The organism is Pseudocitrobacter sp. CD920760 (assembly GCF_057782505.1).
In genome coordinates, this window is sequence record NZ_CM173490.1 from 2,404,015 (window position 1) to 2,427,956 (window position 23,942).

Genomic DNA, 23,942 nt, shown 5'->3' on the forward strand with positions numbered 1-23,942 from the left:
TGCTTTGGTTCACCTAATGGTGCGCAAGTGACTGCTGTTAAAGCGCACAATTTTGCCAGTTTCGCCGTTATGTTATTATTCGGTTATTATTGAGGATTCAAAGACAAAGGAGCCGTTATGCTAACAATTGCCAGACGAACCGCCGTGGGGGCCGCCGCATTGTTAGCGATGCCGCTCGCCGTCTGGATCTCCGGCTGGACCTGGCAGCCAGGCCATTCAGAAGTGTGGCTGAAAGCGCTGTATTGGGTCACGGAAACGGTCACCCAGCCGTGGGGAATCATTACCCACGTGGTGCTATTTGGCTGGTTTTTATGGTGTTTACGCTTTCGTCTGCGCCCGGCAATCATGCTCTTTGCGATTCTTGCCGGGGCCATAATGATCGGGCAGGGGGCGAAATCGTGGGTGAAAAGTGTGGCGCAGGAACCACGGCCTTTTGTTATCTGGCTGGAAAAAACGCACCATATTCCCGTTGATGAGTTCTACACTTTAAAGCGTAAGGATCGCGGCGCGCTGGTTAAAGAACAGCTTGCACAACAACAGGATATCCCTTCGTTCTTGCGTAAACACTGGCAAAAAGAGACCGGGTTTGCGTTTCCGTCAGGGCATACCATGTTTGCGGCCAGTTGGGCGCTGTTGGCGGTCGGTCTGCTGTGGCCGCGTCGACGCACGTTCACCATCGCGATTTTGCTGGTATGGGCAACGGCGGTTATGGGCAGTCGCCTGCTTTTGGGGATGCACTGGCCACGCGATTTAGTGGCGGCAACGTTGATGTCCTGGCTGCTGGTTACCGTGGCGACCTGGCTTGCACAAAAAATATGCGGCCCGTTGTCACCGCCTGGTGAAGAAGCGCAGGAAATCAGGAAACGCGAGCAGGAAAATTGAGCAAGGGTTGATTTTCCCCCTTTTAACCCTCAAATCCTGAACTGGCCGTGTGCTTTTCCATTTCGTCTGCGCGGCGAAAATGATACTTTATAAGGCTTGATGCGATAGATCGAACGGGATTTATCAGCTGAAACCACATAACGGGAAGTCGTGTGAAATATTTTCTCATTTTCTTATTGGTGTTAGCGGTCTTTGTCATTTCAGTGACGCTGGGCGCACAAAACGATCAGCTCGTGACCTTTAACTACTTACTGGCGCAGGGCGAGTTCAGAATTTCAACATTACTGGCGGTATTGTTTGCCGTAGGTTTTGCGATTGGCTGGCTGGTCTGTGGCCTGTTCTGGCTGCGCGTGCGTGTTTCTCTGCTGCGTGCGGAGCGTAAAATTAAACGTCTGGAAAATCAGATTGCGCCTGAGAGTGTGCCGTCCGTAAACCCGACCGTGCCAGTAACGAAGGAATAACGATTTATGCTGGAGTTGTTGTTTCTGCTCTTACCCGTTGCGGCAGCCTATGGTTGGTATATGGGGCGCAGAAGTGCACAACAGTCCAAACAGGACGAAGCAAGCCGTTTGTCACGTGATTATGTGGCAGGGGTTAACTTTCTCTTAAGTAATCAGCAAGACAAAGCGGTTGACCTGTTCCTCGACATGTTAAAAGAGGATACCGGCACCGTTGAAGCCCACCTTACGCTGGGCAACCTGTTCCGTTCACGCGGCGAGGTTGACCGCGCCATCCGTATTCACCAAACCTTAATGGAAAGCGCCTCGCTGACCTACGATCAGCGTCTGCTGGCGGTGCAACAGCTTGGGCGAGACTACATGGCCGCCGGGCTCTATGACCGCGCAGAAGACATGTTCAGCCAATTGGTGGATGAAACGGATTTCCGTATCAGCGCGCTGCAACAGCTGCTGCAAATCGCACAACTGACCAGCGACTGGCAAAAGGCTATCGACGTTGCCGAACGCCTGGTGAAACTCGGTAAAGAGAAGCATCGCGGCGAAATCGCCCATTTCTGGTGCGAACTGGCCCTGCAACAGATGGGCAATGATGATATGGACAAAGCGATGACGTTGCTGAAGAAGGGCGCGTCTGCCGATCCGTCCAGCGCGCGCGTCTCTATCATGATGGGCCGCGTCTGGATGGCGAAGGACGATTACGCCAAAGCGCGTGAAAGCCTGCTGCGCGTCATCGATCAGGATAAAGAACTGGTCAGCGAAACGCTGGAAATGCTGCAAACCTGCTATCAGCAGATGGGTAAAACCGATGAGTGGGAATCTTTCCTGCAACGCTGCGTAGAGGAAAATACCGGTGCTGCGGCAGAACTGATGCTGGCGCAGGTACTCGACCAGCGTGAAGGCGGCGACGTCGCGCAAACCTATGTGACGCGCCAGTTACAGCGTCATCCTACGATGCGCGTCTTCCATAAACTGATGGATTATCACCTCAATGAAGCAGAAGAAGGGCGTGCGAAAGAGAGCCTGATGGTGCTGCGAGACATGGTTGGCGAGCAGATCCGCAGCAAACCGCGCTACCGCTGTCAGAAATGCGGTTTTACCGCCTATACGCTTTACTGGCACTGCCCATCCTGCCGTGCATGGTCCACCGTTAAGCCGATTCGCGGCCTCGACGGGCAGTAACATTTAAAAAAACGTTCACTTTAGTTACAACATACTCTTCGGTTTTTTACCCCCCGCAAATTCAGCATCGAGAGCGTAAGGCCCAGCAGGACGAATCGCGCCTGTCAATTTGCCCCACTCGCAGGTAGAATGCTCGCCGTTTACCTTTTCTGCGCCTGAATAGCCGGGCGCCCATCAACAAGAAGGTCTGGTCATGACGTCTACTGCTTCATCTTCTTCCCGTATTGCCACATCCTCTCCCGTCGTTGTTGCTCTCGATTACGATAACCGCGATAAAGCGCTCGCTTTTGTCGATCGTATCGACCCGCGCGACTGCCGTCTGAAAGTCGGAAAAGAGATGTTCACGCTGTTTGGCCCGCAGTTCGTGCGTGATTTACAGCAGCGTGGCTTTGATATCTTCCTGGACCTGAAATTCCACGATATCCCGAATACCACCGCCCATGCCGTTGCGGCAGCGGCAGAGCTGGGCGTCTGGATGGTGAACGTGCATGCATCGGGTGGGGCGCGCATGATGACGGCGGCGCGCGAAGCGTTACTGCCTTTCGGGAAAGATGCACCGCTGCTGATTGCGGTCACCGTGCTGACCAGTATGGAAGCCAGCGACCTGCTGGATCTCGGCGTGACGTTGTCACCTGCGGATTATGCCGCCAAACTGGCTAAACTGACCCGTGATTGCGGCCTGGATGGCGTGGTGTGCTCGGCACAGGAAGCGGTGCGCTTCAAGCAGGAGCTGGGGCAGGCATTTAAACTGGTGACGCCGGGTATTCGCCCTGTAGGCAGTGAAGCGGGTGACCAGCGCCGTATCATGACGCCTGAACAAGCGCAGGCAGCGGGCGTAGACTACATGGTGATTGGCCGCCCGGTTACGCAATCCGCGGACCCGGCGTTGACGCTGCGCACCATTAACGCCTCGCTGCAAAAGGAGGCGTAATGAGCGACTCCAATAGCCGTCTGGTGTACTCCACCGACAGCGGTCGTATCGACGAACCCAAGGCCGTTGTGGAACGCCCAAAAGGTGATGGCATTGTGCGTATTCAGCGCCAGACCAGCGGGCGGAAAGGAAAAGGCGTGTGCCTGATTACCGGCATCGATCAGGATGACGAATCGCTGGCCAAACTGGCCGCAGAGCTGAAAAAGAAATGTGGCTGCGGCGGTTCAGTGAAAGATGGCGTGATTGAAATTCAGGGCGATAAACGCGACCTGCTAAAAACATTACTCGAAGCTAAAGGGCTGAAAGTAAAACTGGCAGGCGGTTAAGAAACAAAAAGGGCCCCGATAAACATCGGGGCCCTGAATTCTTATTTCAAATATACGGACGATTAATTATTTGCCCACCTGGTGGCCGATAATCCCGCCGACTGCCGCGCCGCCCAGGGTACCCAGGGTGCTGCCGTCAGTTAATACTGCACCGCCCAGCGCGCCTGCGCCAGCACCAATAGCTGTGTTACGGTCGCGTTTGGACCAGTTTGAACATGCGCTCAGTGACATTACTAAAGTGGCAGCAATAACCGCTGCAGTGATTTTTTTGTTCATTGAAGTCATCGTATTTTCTCCTGAATATTCGATTCACGGAAAAAGCCTATTTTAATTTTAGCCGCGGGCCAGAGATAAAAACGGCTTATGTCGTGAAGCATGTTGCGCAGGTTGTAGAACTGTTACTTAGTCACGCAAGTGATAGTTACTTCCTGTTATATCGCTAACATTAATTCTACGATTTTATCGCATATTAGACAGGTAAAAAGTCCTAATTGGACCTTCGGAAAAATCTCATAGCGGAGTGGGGAGATCAATACGAGGAATGGATGTTTTGTGAGGGGAAAGGCCCCTCACCCTAACCCTCTCCCATAGGGAGCGGGAACCGACCGAGCACTATTTAAATATTCGTGCGTTTTTCTCCCTCTCCCTGTGGGAGAGGGCCGGGGTGAGGGGGACGCACAATTGCCTATGGCCGCTTAACAATATCCACCTTCAGCCCGGAACGCTCCAGTTGAGCTTGCTGCTCCGCCGCCAGCCCATCATCGGTGATCACCCGACTAAACTTCGTCATTGGCCCCAGCGGGTACGCGTGGGTGACGCCAAACTTGCTGCTGTCACTCAACGCAATCGCTTCACACTCTTTTTCCAGAACCGCATTTACTACGTCGGCACGCATCATATCGCGGCCTGTAAAGCCCGTTGCAGCCTGCCAGCCGTCGATACCAATAAACGCCTTGCTGAAATGAACCTGCTGGATGTACTGGCGAGTCAGCGGGCCAACCATGCTTTCGCTTTTCTTCTGGTAGATACCGCCAAGCAGGATAACTTCTGCTGGCATCTCTTTAAGCAGGTGAGCGATATAGCTGCTGACGGTGATAATCGTGATATCTGGTTGCTCGGCAAGCGTACGCGCCAGCAGAGCATTGCTGCTGCCGTTTTCGATGAACACCGTTTCGCCCGGCAGCACCAGTGATGCGGCAAAGCTTGCCAGCTCGCGCTTAAGCGCAAAATTATTCATCATGCGGGTTTCTACGTCTTCGCTGTCCAGCGGAACCGCAAAGCCGTGGGTACGGCGCAGATAGCTCTCTTTCTCGAGCAGGTTCAAATCCTGACGGATGGTGACCTCGGAGACGCCGGTCATTTTAGCCAGATCGGCGACGCTCATGCGGCCTTTATCGATAACCATCTGTAGGATGGATTGTTGTCGGGCATTCATAATTAATTACGTATCAAAAGTCGGGGCGAAAACGCGCAGGCGCATTTTCGCGAGGTGAGCGGTGTCAGATTTCCCACGGGGATTTAGGCTGACCTGTTTGCGTAGCTTGTTGATCGGCAATTTGTGCCAGCAGTTCAGCTTTAAGAATTTCCAGGTTATTGATTGCAGAGTGGTAATCACCTGCCACCAGGATATCGAGAACGGTATCAATACGTTGAGCAACCTGATGCGCATCAAGATTGGACATGGTGTAACCCTGTTTAGAAATTTGAATGAAATCAATGATGCTAAAAATAGCGGCAAAAGAGAAGAGAAAAAAATGGCAGACGATACAACATTAAGTGAAAAGCGGCTTCGTTTAACGAAGCCGCTGTTTAGTCGGGCTTAAACCGCCGGACGGGCGATGACGCTGCGGGTTTCCATGCGCACTTCAGCGATGGTCACATCGATAACGTCAGTCACTTTGTAAGCGACTTCGCCTTTGATCTGTACGGTGCCGTTTTCCTGGCTGCAAACCATTTCGTCACGCACGGCGTGCAGGAACGGAGCCGGAATAAAGGCGACGGCGCCATTGTCGACCAGACGCACGCGCATACCGCCACGGCTGATATCGATAATTTCTGCCGCGAAGCGCGTCTCTTTGCCCGCCTGCGGGTGCAGATAGCGCGCGTACAACCAATCAGCGACATCACGTTCCGCCATGCGGTTCAGGCGACGGCGTTCTGCCATTTGGACCGTAACATCATCCTGCGGACGCTCAGCGCTTTCACCCTTAATGATCGCTTTCAGCAGGCGATGATTGAGCATATCGCCATACTTACGAATCGGGGAAGTCCAGGTTGCGTAGGCTTCAAGTCCCAGACCGAAGTGCGGGCCTGGATCGATACTGATTTCAGCGAACGACTGGAAGCGACGGATGCGGCTATCCAGGAAGCCTGACGGCTGGGCATCCAGCTCACGACGCAGCTTACAGAAGCCATTCAGGGTCAGCACTTCTTCTGGATCGACATGGACGTCGTGCGTTTTCAGCAACGCGGCCAGCGCTTCCGTATTCGCCGGATCAAAACCGGTATGCACGTTATAAATACCGAACCCGAGCTTGTCACGCAGCACGCGAGCCGCGCAGATGTTAGCCGCAATCATTGACTCTTCGACGATACGGTTCGCAATGCGGCGGGGTTCAGCCACGATATCCAGCACTTCACCTTTTTCACCCAGCACAAAGCGGTAGTCCGGGCGGTCTTTAAACACCAGCGCGTGGGTTTTACGCCATTCGCTGCGCAGCTGACACACACGTTCCAGCAGCGTGATTTGACGCGCGATACTCTCGCTGTCGGGTTTCCATTCGCCGGTTTTTTCCAGCCAGTTGGAAACATCGTCGTAGGCCAGCTTGGCTTTCGATTCAATGGTTGCCGCGAAGAATTCGATATTGTCTTCGATGGTACCATCGGCGGCCAGCGTCATGCGGCAGGCCAGCACCGGGCGAACCACGTTGGCGCGCAGCGAGCAGAGGTCGTCGGACAGTTCACGCGGCAGCATCGGGATGTTAAAGCCCGGCAGATAGTTGGTAAACGCGCGCACTTTGGCGATGTTATCAAGCTTGCTGCCTGCAACAATCCATGCGGTTGGGTCGGCAATCGCCACGGTCAAATTCAGCTTGCCGTCGGCGGCTTCTTCCACATACAGCGCATCATCCATATCTTCGGTGCTGGCGCTATCGATGGTGACAAAGTCGAGGGCGGTAAGGTCGCGACGTTCCAGCCCTTCATCCTGCATCTCTGTCGCTACACCGTCCGGCGCTTCTTTTTCCAGATTATGACGGGCGAGGGTTACCCACCACGGCACGAAATGATCGTCGCCGAAAGTGATGAACTGGGTCAGTTCTGCGTAGAAGGTGCGATCGCCTTTCAGCGGGTGGCGGCGCATTTCTGCAACAGCCCAGTCGCCTTCTTTAAAATCGTGATCCACGCCACGCTCGGCGCGACACGGAATAGAATCTTTGATCAACGGATGATCGGGAACAATAGAGAGACGGTCGTCTTTGCGGTGCACGCGCCCGACAAAGCGGCTCAGGAACGGCTCAACCAGTTCTTCCGGTTCGGCGCTCTCTTTCTCTTTTTCAGAATGGATCACAGCGATAATGCGATCGCCGTGCATCACTTTTTTCATCTGCGGCGGCGGAATAAAGTAGCTTTTCTGCGCATCGACCTCGAGGAAACCGAAACCTTTTTCCGTGCCTTTGACAACCCCTTCCGCACGCGGCGTCTGGGAGTGAAGTTGCTGTTTTAGCTGCGCGAGCAGCGGGTTATCCTGAAGCATAATGATGTATTTTCTTGGCCAAAAGAGCGGCTGACAGTTTTACGCGATTCTCACTGTTGCGGCAAGCGCTCTTTCATCCTTTTACGCAGGTTGCCGCTCGCTTCTCAGCGCGATCCGCAATCGATTTAACCAGCCAAATAGCGCGCTCCAGGCGAGCAGCGTCGTGCTCTCTTCCGTGCTGACTCCGTTATCCGTCAGTGACGCAAATTGTGCAGGGCTAAAACGGTCAGGCGCGCGCGTTAACAGGCCAATAGCCTGGGTCACGGCCTGTTCGCGCGGATATTGATGACACCACGCCTGTACAGCACGATCGCCATTACGAATAGCATCGGGAAGCCCGCTGGCGCCTTGCCATTGCGCGCTGTAGTGATTGAAACAGCTCACGCTGCCGTTAATGCGTGCAGGGACCAGCGCCGCCAGAGCGTGCAAGGGAGGATTTGCGGGCAGCGTGCCGATGAGTTGCCCAAGACAATCCAGAATTGTTTCCTCGTGCGCTAACAGCGGAGCTAACGCAGACAGCGTCGGCTGTGATTGCCAGCGCAGTAGCGATTGCGCCTGGGTTTTGCTTGCATAACGCGCATCGACGGCGGGCAAATCGCTTAGCCACTCGCTTTCTGTCGCCACGAACACTTCAGCGGCGGCATCTTCCTGTGTCGGCATGCCGGGTATCCAGCGAACGGGTTGCCCCAGTTGGGCCTGAAAAGTCGCCACTACACGCGCCTGGAAGCCGACAAAACCCACAATCTGATTAATCAAAATAATGTCATAGGTGGTTAACCCGACATCGTCGAGTTGCTGTCGTGCCAGAGGCGTAATTACAGAAGGGGAACTGGCAAGCTGACGGGCGTACTGGGTAATCTGGGCAAGGCGATGGTTGCTTTCGCGTGACGAATCAGGGCCTGGGAGCGGCGCCAGGCGGGCGGCATAGTGATTACAGAGCCGTTGTACCCCGCAAACCTGTGCGACCGTCAGCGCGCTGCTCAGGCGGTCATAGGCGCTGAATGTCCGTAAGCGGCTAACCGCAACTTCATCCGGGAACAGTTCATTCGCCAGATTCCGGCAGGCGTTAAGCCAGGGAGTACAGTCGCGTTGTAGCGATTCCGGCAGCAACAGCCCCAATAAAAAACGGTCTTCAACGTGAGCGGCTTCAGGCACAAGGGGCAGAACATCACTGTGTTGCGATCGGGACTGGGTCTCATGATACCAGTGGCTTTTACCGTAAGCGCGGCGTTGCTCCATGGGCATTCCTTGAATGGTAAGTGGCGAACCGATGCAAGAATGAGAAGCAACACCGGATCGTTATGGATAAATATCCTGGCGTAAGCGCGCGATAGGAGAAAATATTGTTCGGTGCTAATTAATAACTTACTGGAATAACAGAGGGAAAAACGGGGGGAGGGGAAACCCTTCCGCCAACGCGGAAGGGTAAAGAACTTATTTCAGTTCCAGTTCGTTCATTGCAGCGATGCTGAAGCCGCCATCAACGTGAACCACTTCACCGGAGATACCGGCTGAGAGGTTGGAGCACAGGAATGCAGCAGAGTTACCCACATCTTCAATGGTAACGGTACGACGAATCGGGGTAACCGCTTCGCAGTGCGCCAGCATTTTACGGAAATCTTTGATACCGGAAGCCGCCAGCGTACGGATCGGGCCCGCAGAGATGGCGTTAACACGGATACCTTCCGGGCCCATAGCGTTAGCCATGTAGCGAACGTTAGCTTCCAGAGACGCTTTAGCCAGACCCATCACGTTGTAGTTAGGAATCGCGCGTTCTGCACCCAGGTAGGACAGGGTCAGCAGAGCTGAATCCGGGTTCAGCATGCTGCGGCAGGCTTTCGCCATAGCAACAAAGCTGTATGCGCTGATGTCGTGCGCAATTTTGAAGCCTTCACGGGTGACAGCGTTAACATAGTCGCCATCTAACTGGTCCGCCGGCGCGTAGCCGATGGAGTGAACGAAACCGTCAAATTTCGGCCAAACTTTCGCCAGTTCAGTGAACAGGGATTCGATGCTTTCATCTTCAGCCACGTCACACGGCAGCACGATGCTGGAGTTCAGTTGTGCAGCAAACTCTTCTACGCGGCCTTTCAGTTTCTCGTTCTGATAGGTGAACGCCAGTTCAGCCCCTTCACGGTGCATCGCTTGCGCAATACCGTATGCGATGGACAGTTTGCTGGCAACGCCAGTCACCAGAATGCGCTTACCGGAAAGAAAACCCATAGCTTTTAATCCTTATTGTTGATGCTTATTGTTGCCCAAAGATCAGACAACCAGTTGCTTAAGCGAGCAGTACGAACTGATAAACGCGCATTATAATCGACTCTGGCGAGGGTGACTAGCGCTGGACAGCGCTTTTAGCATTCATCGGATGAGTTGGTTATGGTGTTGGTCGAACAATTAATAATAATTAATTGTGATTTATTTTTATTTAAATATTTATTTTAGAAATGAAAATTTAAATAAAATCCTAAATAATCTCGCGAGATAACTTTCAGATTGTATAAAGGCAACGCAGGTGCGTATGATTTGAATAAATATCTATTTTTGGTGCGTTTTTTGTCTGTTTCCGGAATATAATATTGCATGGAGTCCATTCCAGGTCTACCCTCCGCAACGTCGAATCGACAAGCCTTGCCGAAATAACACAGCAATTGAATGAATTGTTATTCATTATAAAATTGATGAATTAATTATTCGGCGAATAAATAGTAATTAAGCATAAGGTAGTGCGAATGAAATTAACAAAAATCGCTCTCTCTGCGGCACTGGTGTTTGGCATGTTTTCCAGCGCTCATGCGGTACAGGGTAACTACGGTAAAGTTCATCTTTGGGGCGAAATCACCGAATCTCCGTGCGATATGGCGCCCTCTGAAATAAATAAAGATGTGCCAATGGGACAGGTTTCATCAAGCAACCTGAACCAGGGGATTAAGTCCGGGATGACGTCGTTCAAACTGGTACTGACCAATTGTAATTCAGCCACATTAACCACCACCAAAACGTCTTTTACGGGCGAAACGGGGCCTACCGGCGTGGCTAACAGCTTTGCCGTTAAGCAGGCGGGTGTCAATATGGCCGATGTCGGTATGATTCTGACTGATATGCAGAGCAGTTCAGTGGTTGAAAATGCGCCTGTAATTAAGCCCGGTGTGTCTGTCGATCAGGTCTGGACACCGTTTAATGGCGATCACGATCTTCTGTTTGGTGCTTACCTGCTGGGAACACCAAGTGGCACCGCTGCTGAAGGCGATTTCAGCAGTGATGTGAATTTCAGTATTCAGTACCAATAAGCTGATTCGATAAATCATCTGGATCCAGGCGGGGAGAACTCCGCCTGTTACATCGGCAGATAAACCGCGCAAGGAAGATAATGAACTTTAAAACGCGCACCCTAACCGTGGCGGTGACAATGTCGTTACTTGCCAGTTTGGCCGGGGCCAAAGCTGATGATGGCGTCGAATTTAATACCGATTTTTTGGATGTTAAGGACAGGCAGAATATTAGTGTCGGGCAGTTTGCTCAAACCGGGTATGTGGTGCCTGGCCAGTATTGGTTAACCGTGAAAATTAACGGGCGAGCACTACAGAAGGAATATTTTATTGCGTTTGCTGTACCTGAGGGTAAACCGGTTGGTAGTGCTTCCGCACCCTGTATTTCACCCGAACTGGCGGAACAGTTCGGTATAAAGCCGGATATTTTTAAGCAACTAAAATGGCTTAATAACGCGTCCTGTCTCGCGCAGGATCAACTGGATGGCATGCGTGTTAAAGCCAATCTGGCGCAGTCAGCGCTGGACGTCTCTATTCCGCAGGCATTTCTCGAATATACCGATCAAAACTGGGACCCACCAGCCCGGTGGGACACGGGAATCAACGGCGCGATCATGGATTACCACCTTGATGGACAGTTTCGCCATGACCAGCAGGGGGGAGACAAGACTTTCGATCTCACCGGAAACGGTATTACCGGGGTCAACATAGGTGCGTGGCGTTTGCGTGCCGACTGGCAGCTTAACTACACGCACAGTAACGTGGAGAATAACGCTGAGGATGAGAAAGTTGAATGGCAGGGCTCGCGTTACTACGCCTATCGCCCCATTCCGCTGCTGCGTTCTAAGCTGACGCTGGGTGAAGACTATTTGCAATCTGATGTCTTCGATAGCTTCAGTTTCATTGGCGCGAGTCTGGTTTCTGATGACACGATGTTGCCGCCTAATTTACAGGGATACGCGCCAGAAATCGTCGGCGTGGCACACAGCAATGCCAAAGTGACCATCACGCAGCTTGGCCGGGTGTTATATCAGACTCAGGTTCCTTCCGGGCCGTTCCGTATTCAGGATCTCAGCCAATCGGTGTCTGGCGAACTGGACGTTAAAGTTGAAGAACAAAATGGTGATGTCCAACAATTTACGGTGAACACCGCCAGTGTTCCATTCCTGACACGTCCAGGATTAGTGCGCTACAAGATGGCGCTCGGCCGCCCCCAGGAGTGGGAGCACAGGATAAACGGCCCGCTATTTGCCAGCGCGGAAGCTTCATGGGGTGTGAGTAATGGCTGGTCGCTGTATGGCGGCGTGATAGGGGATGAAAACTACCAGGCGGTTGCGCTGGGCATCGGGCGCGATCTTTCATTCCTTGGCGCACTTTCCGCTGATGTCACGCGCGCAAAAGCAAAAGTTGATGGTGTGGACACGTTTCGCGGTAACTCATGGCGACTCAGCTATTCCAAACGTTTTGATGAGTTTCACAGCAATATTACCTTTGCGGGTTATCGCTTCTCAGATCGTAACTATATGAGTATGAGCGATTATCTCGATGCGCGAGATTATCAGCAGAATGCTACTCCCGGACGTGACGGCTATTCGTATCGTAATAAAGAGATGTATACGGTGACGTTCAACCAGAACATCCCCGATTACGGGCTCAGCTTCTTTCTTAACTACTCGCGCCGTACTTACTGGAACCAGCCTGATGAAGACAACTACAGCCTTTCTGTCTCTAAAACCCTTGATATCGGGCGATTTAAAAATATCAGTTTGTCGTTAACGGGATATCGGAATCAAAGCAGCGATTATTCCGATGATGGCGTTTATGTCTCTGTGTCGCTGCCCTTCGGCAATAGCGACAGCATCAATTACAGCGGTACGTTTGGCAATGGTAATTCCAATCGGGTCGGCTATTACGGGCGCATTAACGAACACAGCAATTACCAAATTAATGCCGGGATGAACAGTGGCAATCATGCTACTGCGGATGCTTATTACAGCCGCGACGGTAGTTTGGCGCGTACCGATCTCAGCGCCAGTTATCAGGATGGACAGTATTCGTCAGTCGGTTTTTCTCTCGAAGGCGGTGCGACGTTGACGGCTAAAGGAGGCGCATTCCACCCGGTTAGCTCCCGGGGAAGCAGTCGTCTGCTGCTGGATACGGCAGGGGTGGCCGATGTCGCGATAGGGGAATGGGGGAACGAAACCCGTTCTAACCGTTTCGGTAAAGCGGTGATCGCGGATATGGGGATGTATACCCGGCGATCGGTGGGGCTGGATTTGCGCAATCTCCCCGAGAAAGCCGAAGCATCACGTTCTGTCGTACAGGCGACGTTGACGGAAGGGGCGATTGGTTACCGTGCATTTGATGTGATTAGCGGTGAAAGGGTTCTGGGCGTGATTCGGCTGGCGAATGGTGAATTCCCGCCATTTGGCGCAGAAGTCCTTAATGCACATCACCAGAATTTGGGAATACTTGCCGACGGCGGGGAAGTGCTTATTGCCGGGGTAAAAGCCGGGGAAAGCGTGCAGGTGCGCTGGGATGAAAAAATTCAGTGTCAGGCTGTTCTGCCTGCGGTATTGCCAGCAGAGGAATTGACACAAACGCTGTTATTGCCATGTGAGGCTATTAAAGCGAATGAAAACAAGGAGTCATGATATGTCAGTGAAAGGGAAATTGGTCATCAGCATACTGTTTTCTGGCTGCGTGGTATCAGCCAGCCAGGCGTCAGTCACGATTGAACAAACACGCGTGATCTATAACGCTAGCGAAAAAGCGGTTAGCCTGAAGGTGATTAACCGCGACAAAGAGCGGCCTTATCTGGCGCAGACCTGGCTTGAAGATGAGCAGGGTAACAAGATATCGTCGCCGCTGTTAGTGGTTCCGCCCATTCAACGTGTTGATCCTGACAGCAGCACACAGGTACGTATTCAGGCATTGCCTGCAGCTGCACAACTCCCACAGGACAGAGAAAGTTTGTTCTGGTTCAGCATCCGGGAAATACCTCCACGCAGTAAAAACGCCAATGTTTTGCAAGTTGCGCTGCAGACCCGGGTAAAACTTTTCTATCGCCCGGCCGCAATCATGAAATTACCGGAACAACCGTGGCAGGAAAAACTGGTGGTGAGGAAAAACGGAGGAACGCTGCAACTCGAAAACCCGACACCGTACCACATCACTATTGTCAATCTGCTGGCGAAGGCGGGGGCGGCGACGTTACCCGGCTTTGAACCTCTGATGCTCAAACCTTTTGAGAAGCAGAGTGCGCCGTGGAACGTGACGGCACTCACCAGTGATGCGGTCATTAGCTATATCAATGACTTCGGTGGACGTCCTGAACTGGCGATGAATTGTTCGCAAACGCCCTGCGCATTATCTCCCTTGAAGGATAAAAAGGCGGCGAAATGAGATGGTTCGCAGGGGTGTTGCTGGTGATCATGTGTCGGGTCCAGGCGACGACCTATTCATCGACGCAGACGCTGACCATTATTATCGACCCGCCGCCGCCGTGTACGCTTACGGTAGACGATCTGGATTTCGGCGCGGTGGTAATCAACCAAATAGATAACAGCAGCTATAAAAAGTTACCGCTGCATTTTGCTTTTACCTGTAGCGAAGCCGACCAGAGTAAAACGGTAAAAATGAAGATTATTGCCGCCGCATTAGATGACCGTACGGCACAAACTTCTGCACCGGGGCTGGGCGTGCAGTTTTTCAATGGTAATGCCACCACGCCGTTATTACTGAACAGTGATATTGCCGATCAGGGGCAGCCTGCGGATGTGGTGGCGCGTGGGCTATCGGTGATGCCGTTTAAACTGGCCGGGCAAACCCCGGACGCAGGCGACTTTCGGGCGCAAATTACGCTGCAGATGGAGTATCAGTAATGAAACGTTATTTACTGATTGGCCTGTGCTGGCTGGTGGGGAGTTGCTGGGCGGAGAGCGCCAGCTTTTCGGTCTACGGTACACTGGTGAATGGGGCATGCACATTGTCTCCCGAAGACAGTGAGATAGACGTCAATATGCGTCGCTGGTCGCCCGGTTCAGCCGAAGTCGGGACAAGGGGAAGTGCCGTCCCTTTTGTGATTCATTTAACGGATTGCGATCCGACGGTTGCGGCAACCGTCACGGCGACATTTAGCGGTACACCTGATGCCCACAATCCGGCGATTCTGGCGCTTGACAGCAGTAGCGTCGCCAGTGGAGTGGCGATTGCGTTATCCGATCAAAATAGTCGTGACATACCTTTGACGGCCCCGACATATATCTGGCGTTTGGTTGCTGGCGCTAATGATATTCCCTTGCAGGCGCAGGTAGAGGTCGTGAGACAGCCTGTCGTGCCAGGGAATTTCTCGGCGACGTTGAATTTTGAATTGAGTTATCCGTGAGAGGAATAAATGTCGTGCGACAAGTGATATTCATTGTTATTTTACATGTTATGATTATCGGTTATAATAATGCTGAGGCTGTGAATGTATCCTGTAATTATGCAATAAGTGGTGATTCGGCGACTTCTTGTAGCGTTCTCGAAGAAAAATATATCGGAATATCCAGGATGCATATGGGACCTGAATTACAGGACAATACAGCGTATACATATGTTGACCTTTGGGATAATCAGGGGGGATATAAACGAGGCCCATTTTGGGGCACGGGATACCCTGTATGTGTGGGACAAATAAGGCCGATTTGTAGTCAATGGGATATGACTATGTACAACCCAACACTAGAAATAATGCTCCGATATGGATGTTCAGGAAGTGATTGTCGTTCGCCGGTAAGTTCAACGTTTATGTTATATAACAACGGCGGTAATACTCCTGTTGAAGTCCAGGGGGGGGCGCTTCCAATATACAGCTACTCCAGAACGTGGTCGAGTCAATATGGAAACTGCATTGAAACCGGACGTGTACAACCGGATATCGGGTATTCGTATGTTGTAAATGGTACAACGGTAGATTTTACTTGTTCTATTAACATTCCAGTTGGTCAATTTTTCTTATCCAAATACTCTACTAGCATTAATCCGGTAACGCCTTCATCAGGAGGGGCGCAGTTGAGCTTCGTTGATCTTGGTGTTGCTTATGTGCCTGATGAATGGCCAGGAGAACCATTTAGATATAACTATGTTATAACCTACCCACAGGCCTCATGTGATGGCCCGGCGGTTGCGAGTTATGTTTTTGATGAAAATAAACAATCAGAATATTCACTTCATTCTGCCTATCAGGCCGATAGCGTTACCGTTAAACTTGTAGCCAAACAATCCATCGATACCTGTACACACAATGTCTATTCAACGCCGGGAGTCGATGCCAATCTTAAAACTAAAGCAAAATTGTCCGTAAAAAGTGAATCTGCCAATTGCGATGTGCCATTAACCAGCAAAACTGAAGTTCTCACTGATGCTGAAACAACCATTAACTGGACGCTCTCGGGGCTTAGCCAATTAGCAGGCGGGACAGAGGTAAAATGTACACATAATCTGGTGACAGAACTTACGTGGTACTAAAGAAAGGGGACTGAATGTCCCCCTCTCTCATCACCGATCCTTCCGCCACGCATCTGCCGTTAATGCCTCGCCAAAGTGCCCGGCAATCAAGCGTTTGGTTAAATCATGCAGCGGGGAAGCCAGCACGTCGGCGGTGCTGCCGCGCTCGACCACTTCACCCTGGTGCATCACCAGCACCTGGTCGCTAATATGTTTCATCATGCCTAAATGCTGGGTGACATAGATATACGAAATACCCTGTTTCTCCTGCAATTCCAGCATCAGGTTCACCAGCTGTGAGCGCATCGACATATCCAGCGAGGCCAGCGCTTCATCGCAGACAATCACTTTAGGACGCAGAATCAACGCGCGCGCCAGCCCCAGACGCTGTTTCTGTCCTGGCGCCAGCATATGCGGGTAATAGCTGACGTGATCCGGCAGCAGCCCAACCATACGCAGCGTTTCAATAATCCGCTTGCGGCGATCCTCCGCTTCAAGCTCGGTGTTCAGGCGCAGCGGGAAATCGAGAATTTGTGAGATTCGCTGACGCGGATTCAAAGATGTTGACGGATCCTGGAAAATCATACGAATACGCTGGCTACGGAAGGAGTAATCACCATAGTGCAGGGGATGATCGTCAATCAGCAGCTCACCGGTGGTCGGCTCAATCATTCCGGCGAGCATTTTCGCCAGCGTCGATTTCCCTGAACCGTTTTCGCCGATGATCGCCAGCGTCTGTTTTTCACGCAGCGTAAAGCTGAGCGGTTTGACCGCCTGAAGCGTCTGACGATGAAACCAGCCAGTACGATAGCGGAAAGTTTTACTCAGATTGCGCACTTCAAGTAATGTTTCGACCACGTCACTCTCTCTCCATGTTCAGCGGAAAATGACAGGCGAAAAGATGGTTTTTCGCACCGGTCAAACGCGGCGTTTCTATGCATTCCCGCTGTGCATAAGGGCAACGCGGCCCCAGGCGGCAGCCGATCGGCAGCTGCTCCAGCAAGGGGATCGCGCCCGGCATGGTATTCAGGCGGCTTTTGTGCGGCATCGGGCTTCCAAAGTCAGGGATGGCGCGAATTAATGCTTGCGTATACGGATGATGGGGAATGGTCACCAGGTCTTCACTGGGCGCCGTTTCCACCGTTTGTCCGCAATACATGACGTTGATTTTATCCGCCCATTTGGTGAGCATTTGCAAATCATGCGAAATCAACAGAATCGTGGTGTTGTTGTTCTGGTTCAGGCGCGTCAGCAGGCGGAAAATCTGTGCCTGGGTGGTCGGTTCCATGGCGTTAGTCGGCTCATCGGCAATCAACAAACGCGGCTGATTCGCCAGGGCGATGGCAATCATCACTTTCTGGCATTCACCTTCCGTCAGCTCGTACGGGAAACTGCGCATGGCGTCTTTATGATCTTTAATCCCGACGCGGTGCAGCAGTTCGATGACACGACGCTTACGCCAGCCAAAACGCTGCCACCAGCGGCCTTTGTAGGTCCAGCCGGGGATGTTCTGCTTGAGCTGCTTACCGATGCGTTCTGACGGGTCGAGACAGGATTGCGGCTCCTGGAAAATCATCGACACGTTATGACCGACCAGCTTGCGTCGCTCGCGGTTGGAAAGGCGGAGCAGGTCGATATCATCAAAGCGCATACGGTCTGCGGTGACGCGCCAGTTATCTTTATTAACGCCGCAAATCGCTTTGGCAATCAGGCTTTTCCCCGAGCCGGATTCGCCAACCAGCCCGCGAATTTCACCTTCAGCCAGCGTCATACTGACGCGGTCAACGGCCTTCACCCAGCCTTCGTTGGTTTTCAGCTCGATGGTTAAATTACGAATATCCAGTAACGGCATTATTCCACCCCCGCGTTAATGGCACGGCGAATACCGTCACCCAGCAGGTTAACCAGCAGTACGCTAATCATTATCGCCGCACCCGGCAGCATCACCGTCCACGGCGCAACGTAGATAAGCTCCAGCGCATCGCCCAGCATCGCGCCCCATTCCGGAGACGGTAGCTGCGCGCCAAGGTCGAGAAAACCGAGCGCAGCAATATCCAGAATCGCCATCGACAGCGCGCGGGTGATTTCTGTCACCAGCCCGGCTGCGATATTTGGCAAAATCGCGAACCACAAAATATTCAGCGTTGATGCGCCATCCAGACGGGCGGCCACCACATAATCACGCTCAAGCTCATCATGCACCATGCTGTAAATGGAACGCACCATGCGCGGTAACAATGCCAGCCAGACGGCAAACATGGCATGCGACAGATGCGGCCCGGCGAACGCGACGACGATAATCGCCAGCAGCAATGACGGAATAGAGAGCAGGGTGTCGAGGATATGGTTCAGCATAGCGGAACGCAGGCCATGCGTTGACCCGGCGAGAACGCCGAGAACCAGCCCACACAGCGTGGCGGCCAACGTCACCACAAAGGCGCCGCCCACGGTCGGCGCAGCACCGCTAAGCAAGCGGCTTAGCACATCGCGGCCGAGATCGTCCGTGCCAAGGAAGAAGGAGACTTCGCCATAGCGCGACCACGACGGCGGCAGCAGTTGATAACCGAGAAACTGCTGATCGATACCATACGGCGCGAACCAGCTTCCGAATACGCACAGCAGCACCAGCCCGCCGCAGCCGTAAAGGCCAATCATCGCGGTGGTGTCGCCGTAGAATTTACGCCACACGGTACGCAGCGCACCGGGCGGGCGCTTCTCGATGTAGACGCTATCGTAAGGCATACCATTCCTTATGTTTCAGAGGGTTAGCCATTGCACCCAAAATATCAGAGATGACGTTTACCACAATCACCAGTGCGCCAATCACCATCACACCCGCAGAAATCGCGGCGTAATCTTGCTGGCGAATCGCGTTAATCATCCAGCGTCCCAGCCCGGGCCAGCTAAAGACCATCTCGGTGATCATCGCCAGTGTCAGCATGGTGGAGAATTGCAGCCCTAAACGCGGGATTACCGGCGGCAGGGCGTTATGCAGCACATGACGACGTAAGATGGTTAACCGGGAGACGCCGCGTGTCGCGGCGGCTTTCACGTAGTTGGAATCGAATACCGCCATGGTGCTTAAACGCATCAGACGCACCACTTCGGTTGTCGGAGCCACCGCCAGCGTCAGAACCGGCAGCACCATATGACGCAGCGCGCTGGCAATCATCTCTTCACGCCAGGGCGAATCAGAGAGCCAGGCGTCAATCAGCGCAAACCCGGTCACGCTTTTGACCTGATAAAGCAGATCAAAACGTCCGGAAACCGGCAGCCAACCGAGCGTCAGCGAGAAGAAAAGGGTGAACAGCAGGGCCAGCCAGAACACGGGCACAGAAAAACCGACCAGCGCCAGCGCGCTGATTAATTTGTCCTGCCATTTATTGCGCGTAATACCGGCTACCATTCCCACCGGAATACCGACCAGTAGGGCAAAACCGAAGGCGAGGATACACAGCTCCATCGTCGCCGGGAAAACCTCTTTTAGCTGTTCGGAAATCAGCTGGCCGTTGATGCTCGAAACGCCGAAATCCCAGTGCAGTACGCCGTTAAACCAGAACACCAGCGCATTCCAGAACGATGCGCCCTGTAAAGGCGCATGCGGCGTGAAATAGCTCAGGCTGAAGCCGACCAGCGCAAGAAGGAAGAGCGTCACCAGCAGAAGCAGCAAACGACGAAGGGTAAAAATGATCATGGCTTTTTCACCTTTTCTTCTTTCTCACGCGAGACGCCCGCAAACGAGGCGTTGCCGAACGGGCTCAGTACCAGGCCTTTAATATCATAGCGATAGGCCTGTAAACGCAGTGATGAGGCCAGCGGCAGCACCGGCAATTCGCGCGCCAGAATCTGCTGGGCTTCATCGTAAGCATCGATGCGCGACGCCAGCTGTTGTGAGGCCAGGGCTTTGCGCAGTACGTCATCGAACTCGCGGTTACACCAGTGGGCAAAGTTGGTTTGCGAAGATATGGCCGCGCAGCTCAGCAACGGGCGGAAGAAACTGTCCGGGTCGTTACTGTCTGTCGCCCAACCGGACAACGTCAAATCATGGTTCATATCCATCAGGCGCGCCTCCTGGAAACGGCCTTCAACCGGCACAATCACTACCTTCACGCCAACCTGCGCCATATCGGCCTGAATCAGTTCGGCGGTTTTCAGTGGGCTGGGGTTCCACGCCTGGGAACTGGTCGGCACCCACAACTGAAGCGTCAGGTTTTCCGCACCCAGCGACTTCAGCAACTGGCGTGATTTTTCCGGATTGTATTCAGTAATTTTAGCCTCGTTATCGTAAGCCCAGGAGGCGCGAGGCAAAATTGAGGCCGCTGTTTCCGCCGTACCATAATAAATAGACTGCATCAGGCGCTGGTTGTTAATTGACAGGGCCAGCGCGTGGCGAATTTCCGGATTATTCAGCGGCGGTTTATCGGTATTAAACGCCAGATAGGCGATGTTCATCCCCGGACGCAGCGTCAGGCGCAGACGTGGGTCGTCACGCAGAATGGTTAACTGGCTGGCGGCAGGCCAGGCCAGCACATCACACTCACCGGTCAGCAGTTTCGATAAGCGACCGGTACCGCCGGAGCCTAAATCAACAACAACCTGCGGCATCAAGGGCTTGCCGCGCCAGAAATTTTCGTGACGTTGTAACCGAATATATTGCCCGGTGCGATACTCATCGAGCAGGAATGGCCCGGTGCCCACAGGCTGGCGATCGAGCAGCTCTTCGTGGTCCTGCTTCGCCAGTTGGTTGGCATATTCTGATGACATGACGGAAGCATAGTGGGTCGCCAGATGCCATAAGAAGGAGGCATCCGGGCGATTAAGACGGAATTCTACCGTGTGGCTGTCGAGTTTACGCACGCTCTGAACCGTATCAGCGAATTGTAAACTGTCGAAATAAGGGAAGTTGCCGCCATTGACGTTATGCCATGGGTGATTACGGTCAAAGATACGCTCGAAGGTGAAGACGACATCGTCTGCATTGAGATTTCTGGACGGCTTAAACCAGCGGGTGGTCTGGAACTGTACGTCGTTACGCAGGTGGAAGCGGTAGGTTGCGCCGTTGTCCAGCACCTCCCAGCGTTCCGCCAGTTCCGGTACCAGACGATAAGTATACGGGTCGACATCCAGCAGGCGATCATAAAGCTGGGCCGCCAGCGTATCGACAATAAGACCGCTGCCTGCTTTTTGCGGGTTAAACGTGTTGACCTGCCCACTGACACAGTAGACAAAGCCGCTATCGCGAATGTCGGCATTGGCGGGCAGGGAAGCGGGCGGCGCGGCAATCGCCTGACCACAAACTAACCCTAACGCTGCCAGGAGTGATGACAAATTCAGGCGCATAATTCTTTTGTATTTTAGAGTGATCTGCAAAGTGTATCGCACTTCAGGCGCTCAGGTACAAATGTCTGAAAACAACTGCTGAAAAAGCCGCCAGATTGCAGGGTTGGTGTCGCCGAATTGGGCAAAATACGGAATATAAAAGCCTATGGCTGCGAAATTCATCGATTTTACAGACGCTGTTTTTTAATCCGCTTCCGTGGTCGATTAAACCAGGACATTACCCCGGAGAAAAGCAGCACCACCCACACGCATTCGTGCAAAAAAACGCCGATATAGACGCGATTGAAGATGAAAAGCAGGTACAGGATCGTTACACAGCAAAAAATCGTGAAGCTATAGCGAAAGGTTTTAGCGCGCATAATGGGGTTTCGATTGATAAAGATAAGTGATTATACGATCACAATCATTCGTAGATGTAGTGAGTTTTTCGAACGCGAGGTTCGTCCTCATCAACGACTAAGTGGCCTAAACTTTACCTAACCCCTTTTTTCATCTTATCGACGATGTCGGGAGGTGACAATGAGCCTCTATCAACGTATTCATGGCGACCTCTGGCGCCATATCTGGGTGGTGGGCGATCTCCACGGCTGCTACGGATTATTGATGCAACATCTTGACCGCGTTGCATTTCAGCCTATGCAGGATCTGCTGATTTCGGTGGGGGATTTAATCGATCGGGGAAGTGAAGATGTAGAATGCCTGATGTTGCTGAATCAGCCCTGGTTCCGGGCGGTGCGCGGCAATCATGAGGAGATGATGCTGGACGCCCTGGAGGGGAACGGTCACGCAAATCTGTGGGTGGCCAACGGTGGTGGATGGTATTTTGACCTCAATGTGAACGAGCAAAATCGCGTGAAAACGCTGCTGTATCGTATTGCCGAATTACCATTGATTATCGAAGTGGTGACCGGGGATAAAAAAATGGTTATCTGTCACGCGGACTACCCGGATGACCATTATGCCTTCAACAAACCGGTTGACCCTTTTCAGGTGGTGTGGAACCGCCAGCGTATCAATCGCGCCCAACGCGGTTCCATGAGTTTGATTGGTGGGGCCGCTCAGTTTTTCTTTGGCCACACGCCTGTACGTAAACCCTTTAAATCCGCCAATCAGCTCTACATTGATACGGGCGCCGTGTTTTGCGGCAACCTGACGCTGATTCAGCTTCAGCATCGCGTTAAAGCTGATGCTTCTTCAGTAACGCCCGTAACTGGTGATAGGTGAGCCCAAGCAATTCCGCCGCCTGCTTCTGATTAAACCGCGCCTGCTGCAAACTCTTTTGCAGCAGATCTTTTTCCTGATCCAATTGAAACTGGCGTAAATCGAGCGGTAATTCAGGCGTGTTCTGGCTGCTTTTTTCCACGGCTTTTAGCTCACTTCGCCGTTGGAAAGGATCGATAATAATGTCGTCCAGCGGGATTTCGCTGCTGCCATGTCGATAAACGGAGCGCTCTACAACGTTTTTCAGTTCACGAATATTGCCTGGCCAGCGATAGCCCATCAAAGTTTCACGGGCATGCTCGGTGAAGCCTGGAAACAGCGGCATCCTCAGTTCACGGCACATCTGAATAGCGAAGTGGTTTGCCATCAGCATGATATCACTCTGACGCTCGCGCAGCGGTGGGAGCTGTACGACGTCAAAGGCTAACCGGTCAAGCAGGTCGGCGCGGAACGTACCGTCTTCTACCATCTGGGGTAAATCGGCGTTGGTGGCGCACACCAGACGCACATTAACCTGCAACGGCTGGCTGCCGCCGACGCGCTCCAGCTCACCATATTCAATTACGCGCAGCAGCTTTTCCTGCACCAGCATGGGCGCGGTCGCCAGCTCATCAAGAAACAGTGTGCCGCCATCGGCGCGTTCAAAACGCCCCGGATGTCGCTTTTGCGCGCCGGTAAATGCGCCTGCTTCATGGCCGAATAATTCCGAATCGAGCAGATTTTCATTTAGCGCCGCGCAGTTAAGCGAGATAAACGGCCCTTGCCAGCAGGAGGAGAGATAATGCAGACGGTTAGCAATCAGCTCTTTCCCCGTACCTCGTTCACCGATGATTAACACCGGTTTATCCAGTGGCGCGAGGCGTGAAACCTGCTCCAGCACTTCCAGAAAGCCGTTGGCTTCGCCGAGAAGATTGTCTTTGTATTCTGCCATGATGAAATTCACCACTTGTTAGTGTAATTCGCTAATTCACTCTACGTCTAAAGCGGGTAAATTTCAATCACCCTTAGCAGAATCAATAAGATACAAAGTTGGCACGCGAATTGTATTATCCATACAGCAGGCTAATGCCTAAAACAGAAATTATGAGG

Annotated in this window: 25 protein-coding genes; 13 read left to right on the top strand and 12 right to left on the bottom strand. The window is 52.7% G+C overall.

All coding sequences use genetic code 11. The features are described from left to right. The first annotated feature begins 117 nt into the window (after positions 1 to 117). The 5 genes from pgpB (at position 118) to yciH (ending at position 3,776) form a co-directional block, all read left to right on the top strand. A complete protein-coding gene (gene pgpB, locus AC1MKH_RS11345; protein WP_276224254.1) occupies positions 118 to 882 on the top strand; it encodes a phosphatidylglycerophosphatase B in 765 nt (254 codons plus the stop codon). 152 nt (positions 883 to 1,034) lie between these two features. Further along, complete coding sequence (locus tag AC1MKH_RS11350) at positions 1,035 to 1,343, top strand: LapA family protein (protein ID WP_015964638.1); 309 nt, start codon at positions 1,035 to 1,037, stop codon at positions 1,341 to 1,343. Positions 1,344 to 1,349: 6 nt separating this feature from the next. Beyond that, positions 1,350 to 2,519 carry a lipopolysaccharide assembly protein LapB gene (lapB, locus tag AC1MKH_RS11355; protein WP_276224252.1) on the top strand — a complete coding sequence of 390 codons (1,170 nt, stop codon included), beginning with the start codon at positions 1,350 to 1,352 and terminating at the stop codon, positions 2,517 to 2,519. 193 nt (positions 2,520 to 2,712) lie between these two features. After that, positions 2,713 to 3,450 carry an orotidine-5'-phosphate decarboxylase gene (gene pyrF, locus AC1MKH_RS11360; protein WP_276224250.1) on the top strand — a complete coding sequence of 246 codons (738 nt, stop codon included), beginning with the start codon at positions 2,713 to 2,715 and terminating at the stop codon, positions 3,448 to 3,450. Continuing rightward, positions 3,450 to 3,776: a stress response translation initiation inhibitor YciH gene (gene yciH, locus AC1MKH_RS11365; RefSeq protein WP_276224248.1), complete on the top strand. Its 327-nt coding sequence runs from the start codon at positions 3,450 to 3,452 to the stop codon at positions 3,774 to 3,776. The genes pyrF and yciH overlap by 1 nt, the downstream gene beginning before the upstream one ends. A gap of 66 nt (positions 3,777 to 3,842) precedes the next feature. Here yciH and osmB read toward each other — a convergent pair whose 3' ends face one another. The 3 genes from osmB to AC1MKH_RS11380 form a co-directional block, all read right to left on the bottom strand. Continuing rightward, a complete protein-coding gene (gene osmB / locus AC1MKH_RS11370) occupies positions 3,843 to 4,061 on the bottom strand; it encodes an osmotically-inducible lipoprotein OsmB (protein ID WP_015964634.1) in 219 nt (72 codons plus the stop codon). Between the two features lie 400 nt (positions 4,062 to 4,461). Further along, positions 4,462 to 5,211, bottom strand: coding sequence for a DNA-binding transcriptional regulator YciT (gene yciT, locus AC1MKH_RS11375; protein WP_015964633.1), 750 nt, complete (start codon positions 5,209 to 5,211; stop codon positions 4,462 to 4,464). Between the two features lie 64 nt (positions 5,212 to 5,275). Next, the gene (locus tag AC1MKH_RS11380; RefSeq protein ID WP_113856780.1) at positions 5,276 to 5,458 is read right to left on the bottom strand and encodes a YciZ family protein; all 183 of its coding nucleotides are present in this window, start codon (positions 5,456 to 5,458) and stop codon (positions 5,276 to 5,278) included. Here AC1MKH_RS11380 and AC1MKH_RS11385 point away from each other — a divergent pair. Next, positions 5,438 to 5,599 carry a hypothetical protein gene (locus AC1MKH_RS11385; protein WP_231827484.1) on the top strand — a complete coding sequence of 54 codons (162 nt, stop codon included), beginning with the start codon at positions 5,438 to 5,440 and terminating at the stop codon, positions 5,597 to 5,599. The genes AC1MKH_RS11380 and AC1MKH_RS11385 overlap by 21 nt on opposite strands. On the opposite strand, the gene AC1MKH_RS11390 is transcribed toward AC1MKH_RS11385, so the two are convergent. The 3 genes from AC1MKH_RS11390 to fabI all read right to left on the bottom strand — a co-directional run bounded on the left by AC1MKH_RS11390 (position 5,596) and on the right by fabI (position 9,753). Continuing rightward, positions 5,596 to 7,530 carry an exoribonuclease II gene (locus tag AC1MKH_RS11390; protein WP_276224244.1) on the bottom strand — a complete coding sequence of 645 codons (1,935 nt, stop codon included), beginning with the start codon at positions 7,528 to 7,530 and terminating at the stop codon, positions 5,596 to 5,598. The two genes, AC1MKH_RS11385 and AC1MKH_RS11390, sit on opposite strands and share 4 nt — an antisense overlap. Positions 7,531 to 7,611: 81 nt before the next feature. After that, on the bottom strand, positions 7,612 to 8,769 hold the full coding sequence (locus tag AC1MKH_RS11395) for a CMD domain-containing protein (RefSeq protein WP_276224242.1): 1,158 nt from the start codon (positions 8,767 to 8,769) through the stop codon (positions 7,612 to 7,614). A 195-nt stretch (positions 8,770 to 8,964) separates the two neighbouring features. Continuing rightward, complete coding sequence (gene fabI, locus AC1MKH_RS11400; protein WP_015964629.1) at positions 8,965 to 9,753, bottom strand: enoyl-ACP reductase FabI; 789 nt, start codon at positions 9,751 to 9,753, stop codon at positions 8,965 to 8,967. A gap of 512 nt (positions 9,754 to 10,265) precedes the next feature. On the opposite strand from fabI, the gene AC1MKH_RS11405 reads away from it, so the two are divergent. From AC1MKH_RS11405 to AC1MKH_RS11430, 6 genes are all read left to right on the top strand, one after another. After that, the gene (locus tag AC1MKH_RS11405) at positions 10,266 to 10,823 is read left to right on the top strand and encodes a fimbrial protein (protein WP_276224240.1); all 558 of its coding nucleotides are present in this window, start codon (positions 10,266 to 10,268) and stop codon (positions 10,821 to 10,823) included. 80 nt (positions 10,824 to 10,903) lie between these two features. Beyond that, positions 10,904 to 13,456, top strand: coding sequence for an outer membrane usher protein (locus tag AC1MKH_RS11410; protein WP_276224237.1), 2,553 nt, complete (start codon positions 10,904 to 10,906; stop codon positions 13,454 to 13,456). A gap of 1 nt (position 13,457) precedes the next feature. Continuing rightward, positions 13,458 to 14,207: a fimbrial biogenesis chaperone gene (locus tag AC1MKH_RS11415; RefSeq protein ID WP_276224235.1), complete on the top strand. Its 750-nt coding sequence runs from the start codon at positions 13,458 to 13,460 to the stop codon at positions 14,205 to 14,207. After that, positions 14,204 to 14,686 (top strand): fimbrial protein, encoded by a 483-nt coding sequence (locus tag AC1MKH_RS11420; protein WP_276224233.1) that lies wholly within the window; start codon positions 14,204 to 14,206, stop codon positions 14,684 to 14,686. The genes AC1MKH_RS11415 and AC1MKH_RS11420 overlap by 4 nt, the downstream gene beginning before the upstream one ends. Continuing rightward, complete coding sequence (locus AC1MKH_RS11425; RefSeq protein WP_276224231.1) at positions 14,686 to 15,189, top strand: fimbrial protein; 504 nt, start codon at positions 14,686 to 14,688, stop codon at positions 15,187 to 15,189. The genes AC1MKH_RS11420 and AC1MKH_RS11425 overlap by 1 nt, the downstream gene beginning before the upstream one ends. A gap of 14 nt (positions 15,190 to 15,203) precedes the next feature. Further along, positions 15,204 to 16,313: a hypothetical protein gene (locus AC1MKH_RS11430; protein WP_327621883.1), complete on the top strand. Its 1,110-nt coding sequence runs from the start codon at positions 15,204 to 15,206 to the stop codon at positions 16,311 to 16,313. A gap of 30 nt (positions 16,314 to 16,343) precedes the next feature. Here the strand turns inward: AC1MKH_RS11430 and sapF are convergent, their stop codons facing one another. Genes sapF through sapA form a run of 5 tightly spaced genes read right to left on the bottom strand, consistent with a single transcriptional unit; the run spans position 16,344 to position 21,632 of the window. Then, on the bottom strand, positions 16,344 to 17,150 hold the full coding sequence (sapF, locus tag AC1MKH_RS11435) for a putrescine export ABC transporter ATP-binding protein SapF (RefSeq protein ID WP_015964628.1): 807 nt from the start codon (positions 17,148 to 17,150) through the stop codon (positions 16,344 to 16,346). Position 17,151: 1 nt separating this feature from the next. Continuing rightward, positions 17,152 to 18,144, bottom strand: a complete 993-nt coding sequence (gene sapD / locus AC1MKH_RS11440; RefSeq protein ID WP_015964627.1) for a putrescine export ABC transporter ATP-binding protein SapD — start codon at positions 18,142 to 18,144, stop codon at positions 17,152 to 17,154. After that, positions 18,144 to 19,034, bottom strand: coding sequence for a putrescine export ABC transporter permease SapC (gene sapC, locus AC1MKH_RS11445; protein WP_015964626.1), 891 nt, complete (start codon positions 19,032 to 19,034; stop codon positions 18,144 to 18,146). Before sapC ends, sapD begins: the two co-directional genes overlap by 1 nt. Next, positions 19,021 to 19,986: a putrescine export ABC transporter permease SapB gene (gene sapB / locus AC1MKH_RS11450; RefSeq protein ID WP_015964625.1), complete on the bottom strand. Its 966-nt coding sequence runs from the start codon at positions 19,984 to 19,986 to the stop codon at positions 19,021 to 19,023. The genes sapC and sapB overlap by 14 nt, the downstream gene beginning before the upstream one ends. Then, positions 19,983 to 21,632, bottom strand: a complete 1,650-nt coding sequence (gene sapA, locus AC1MKH_RS11455; protein ID WP_276221546.1) for an ABC transporter substrate-binding protein SapA — start codon at positions 21,630 to 21,632, stop codon at positions 19,983 to 19,985. Before sapA ends, sapB begins: the two co-directional genes overlap by 4 nt. A gap of 519 nt (positions 21,633 to 22,151) precedes the next feature. On the opposite strand from sapA, the gene AC1MKH_RS11460 reads away from it, so the two are divergent. Further along, a complete protein-coding gene (locus tag AC1MKH_RS11460; protein WP_276221545.1) occupies positions 22,152 to 22,856 on the top strand; it encodes a metallophosphoesterase in 705 nt (234 codons plus the stop codon). Here AC1MKH_RS11460 and pspF read toward each other — a convergent pair. Beyond that, a complete protein-coding gene (gene pspF, locus AC1MKH_RS11465) occupies positions 22,810 to 23,784 on the bottom strand; it encodes a phage shock protein operon transcriptional activator (RefSeq protein ID WP_276221543.1) in 975 nt (324 codons plus the stop codon). The genes AC1MKH_RS11460 and pspF overlap by 47 nt on opposite strands. Between the last annotated feature and the right edge of the window lie 158 nt (positions 23,785 to 23,942).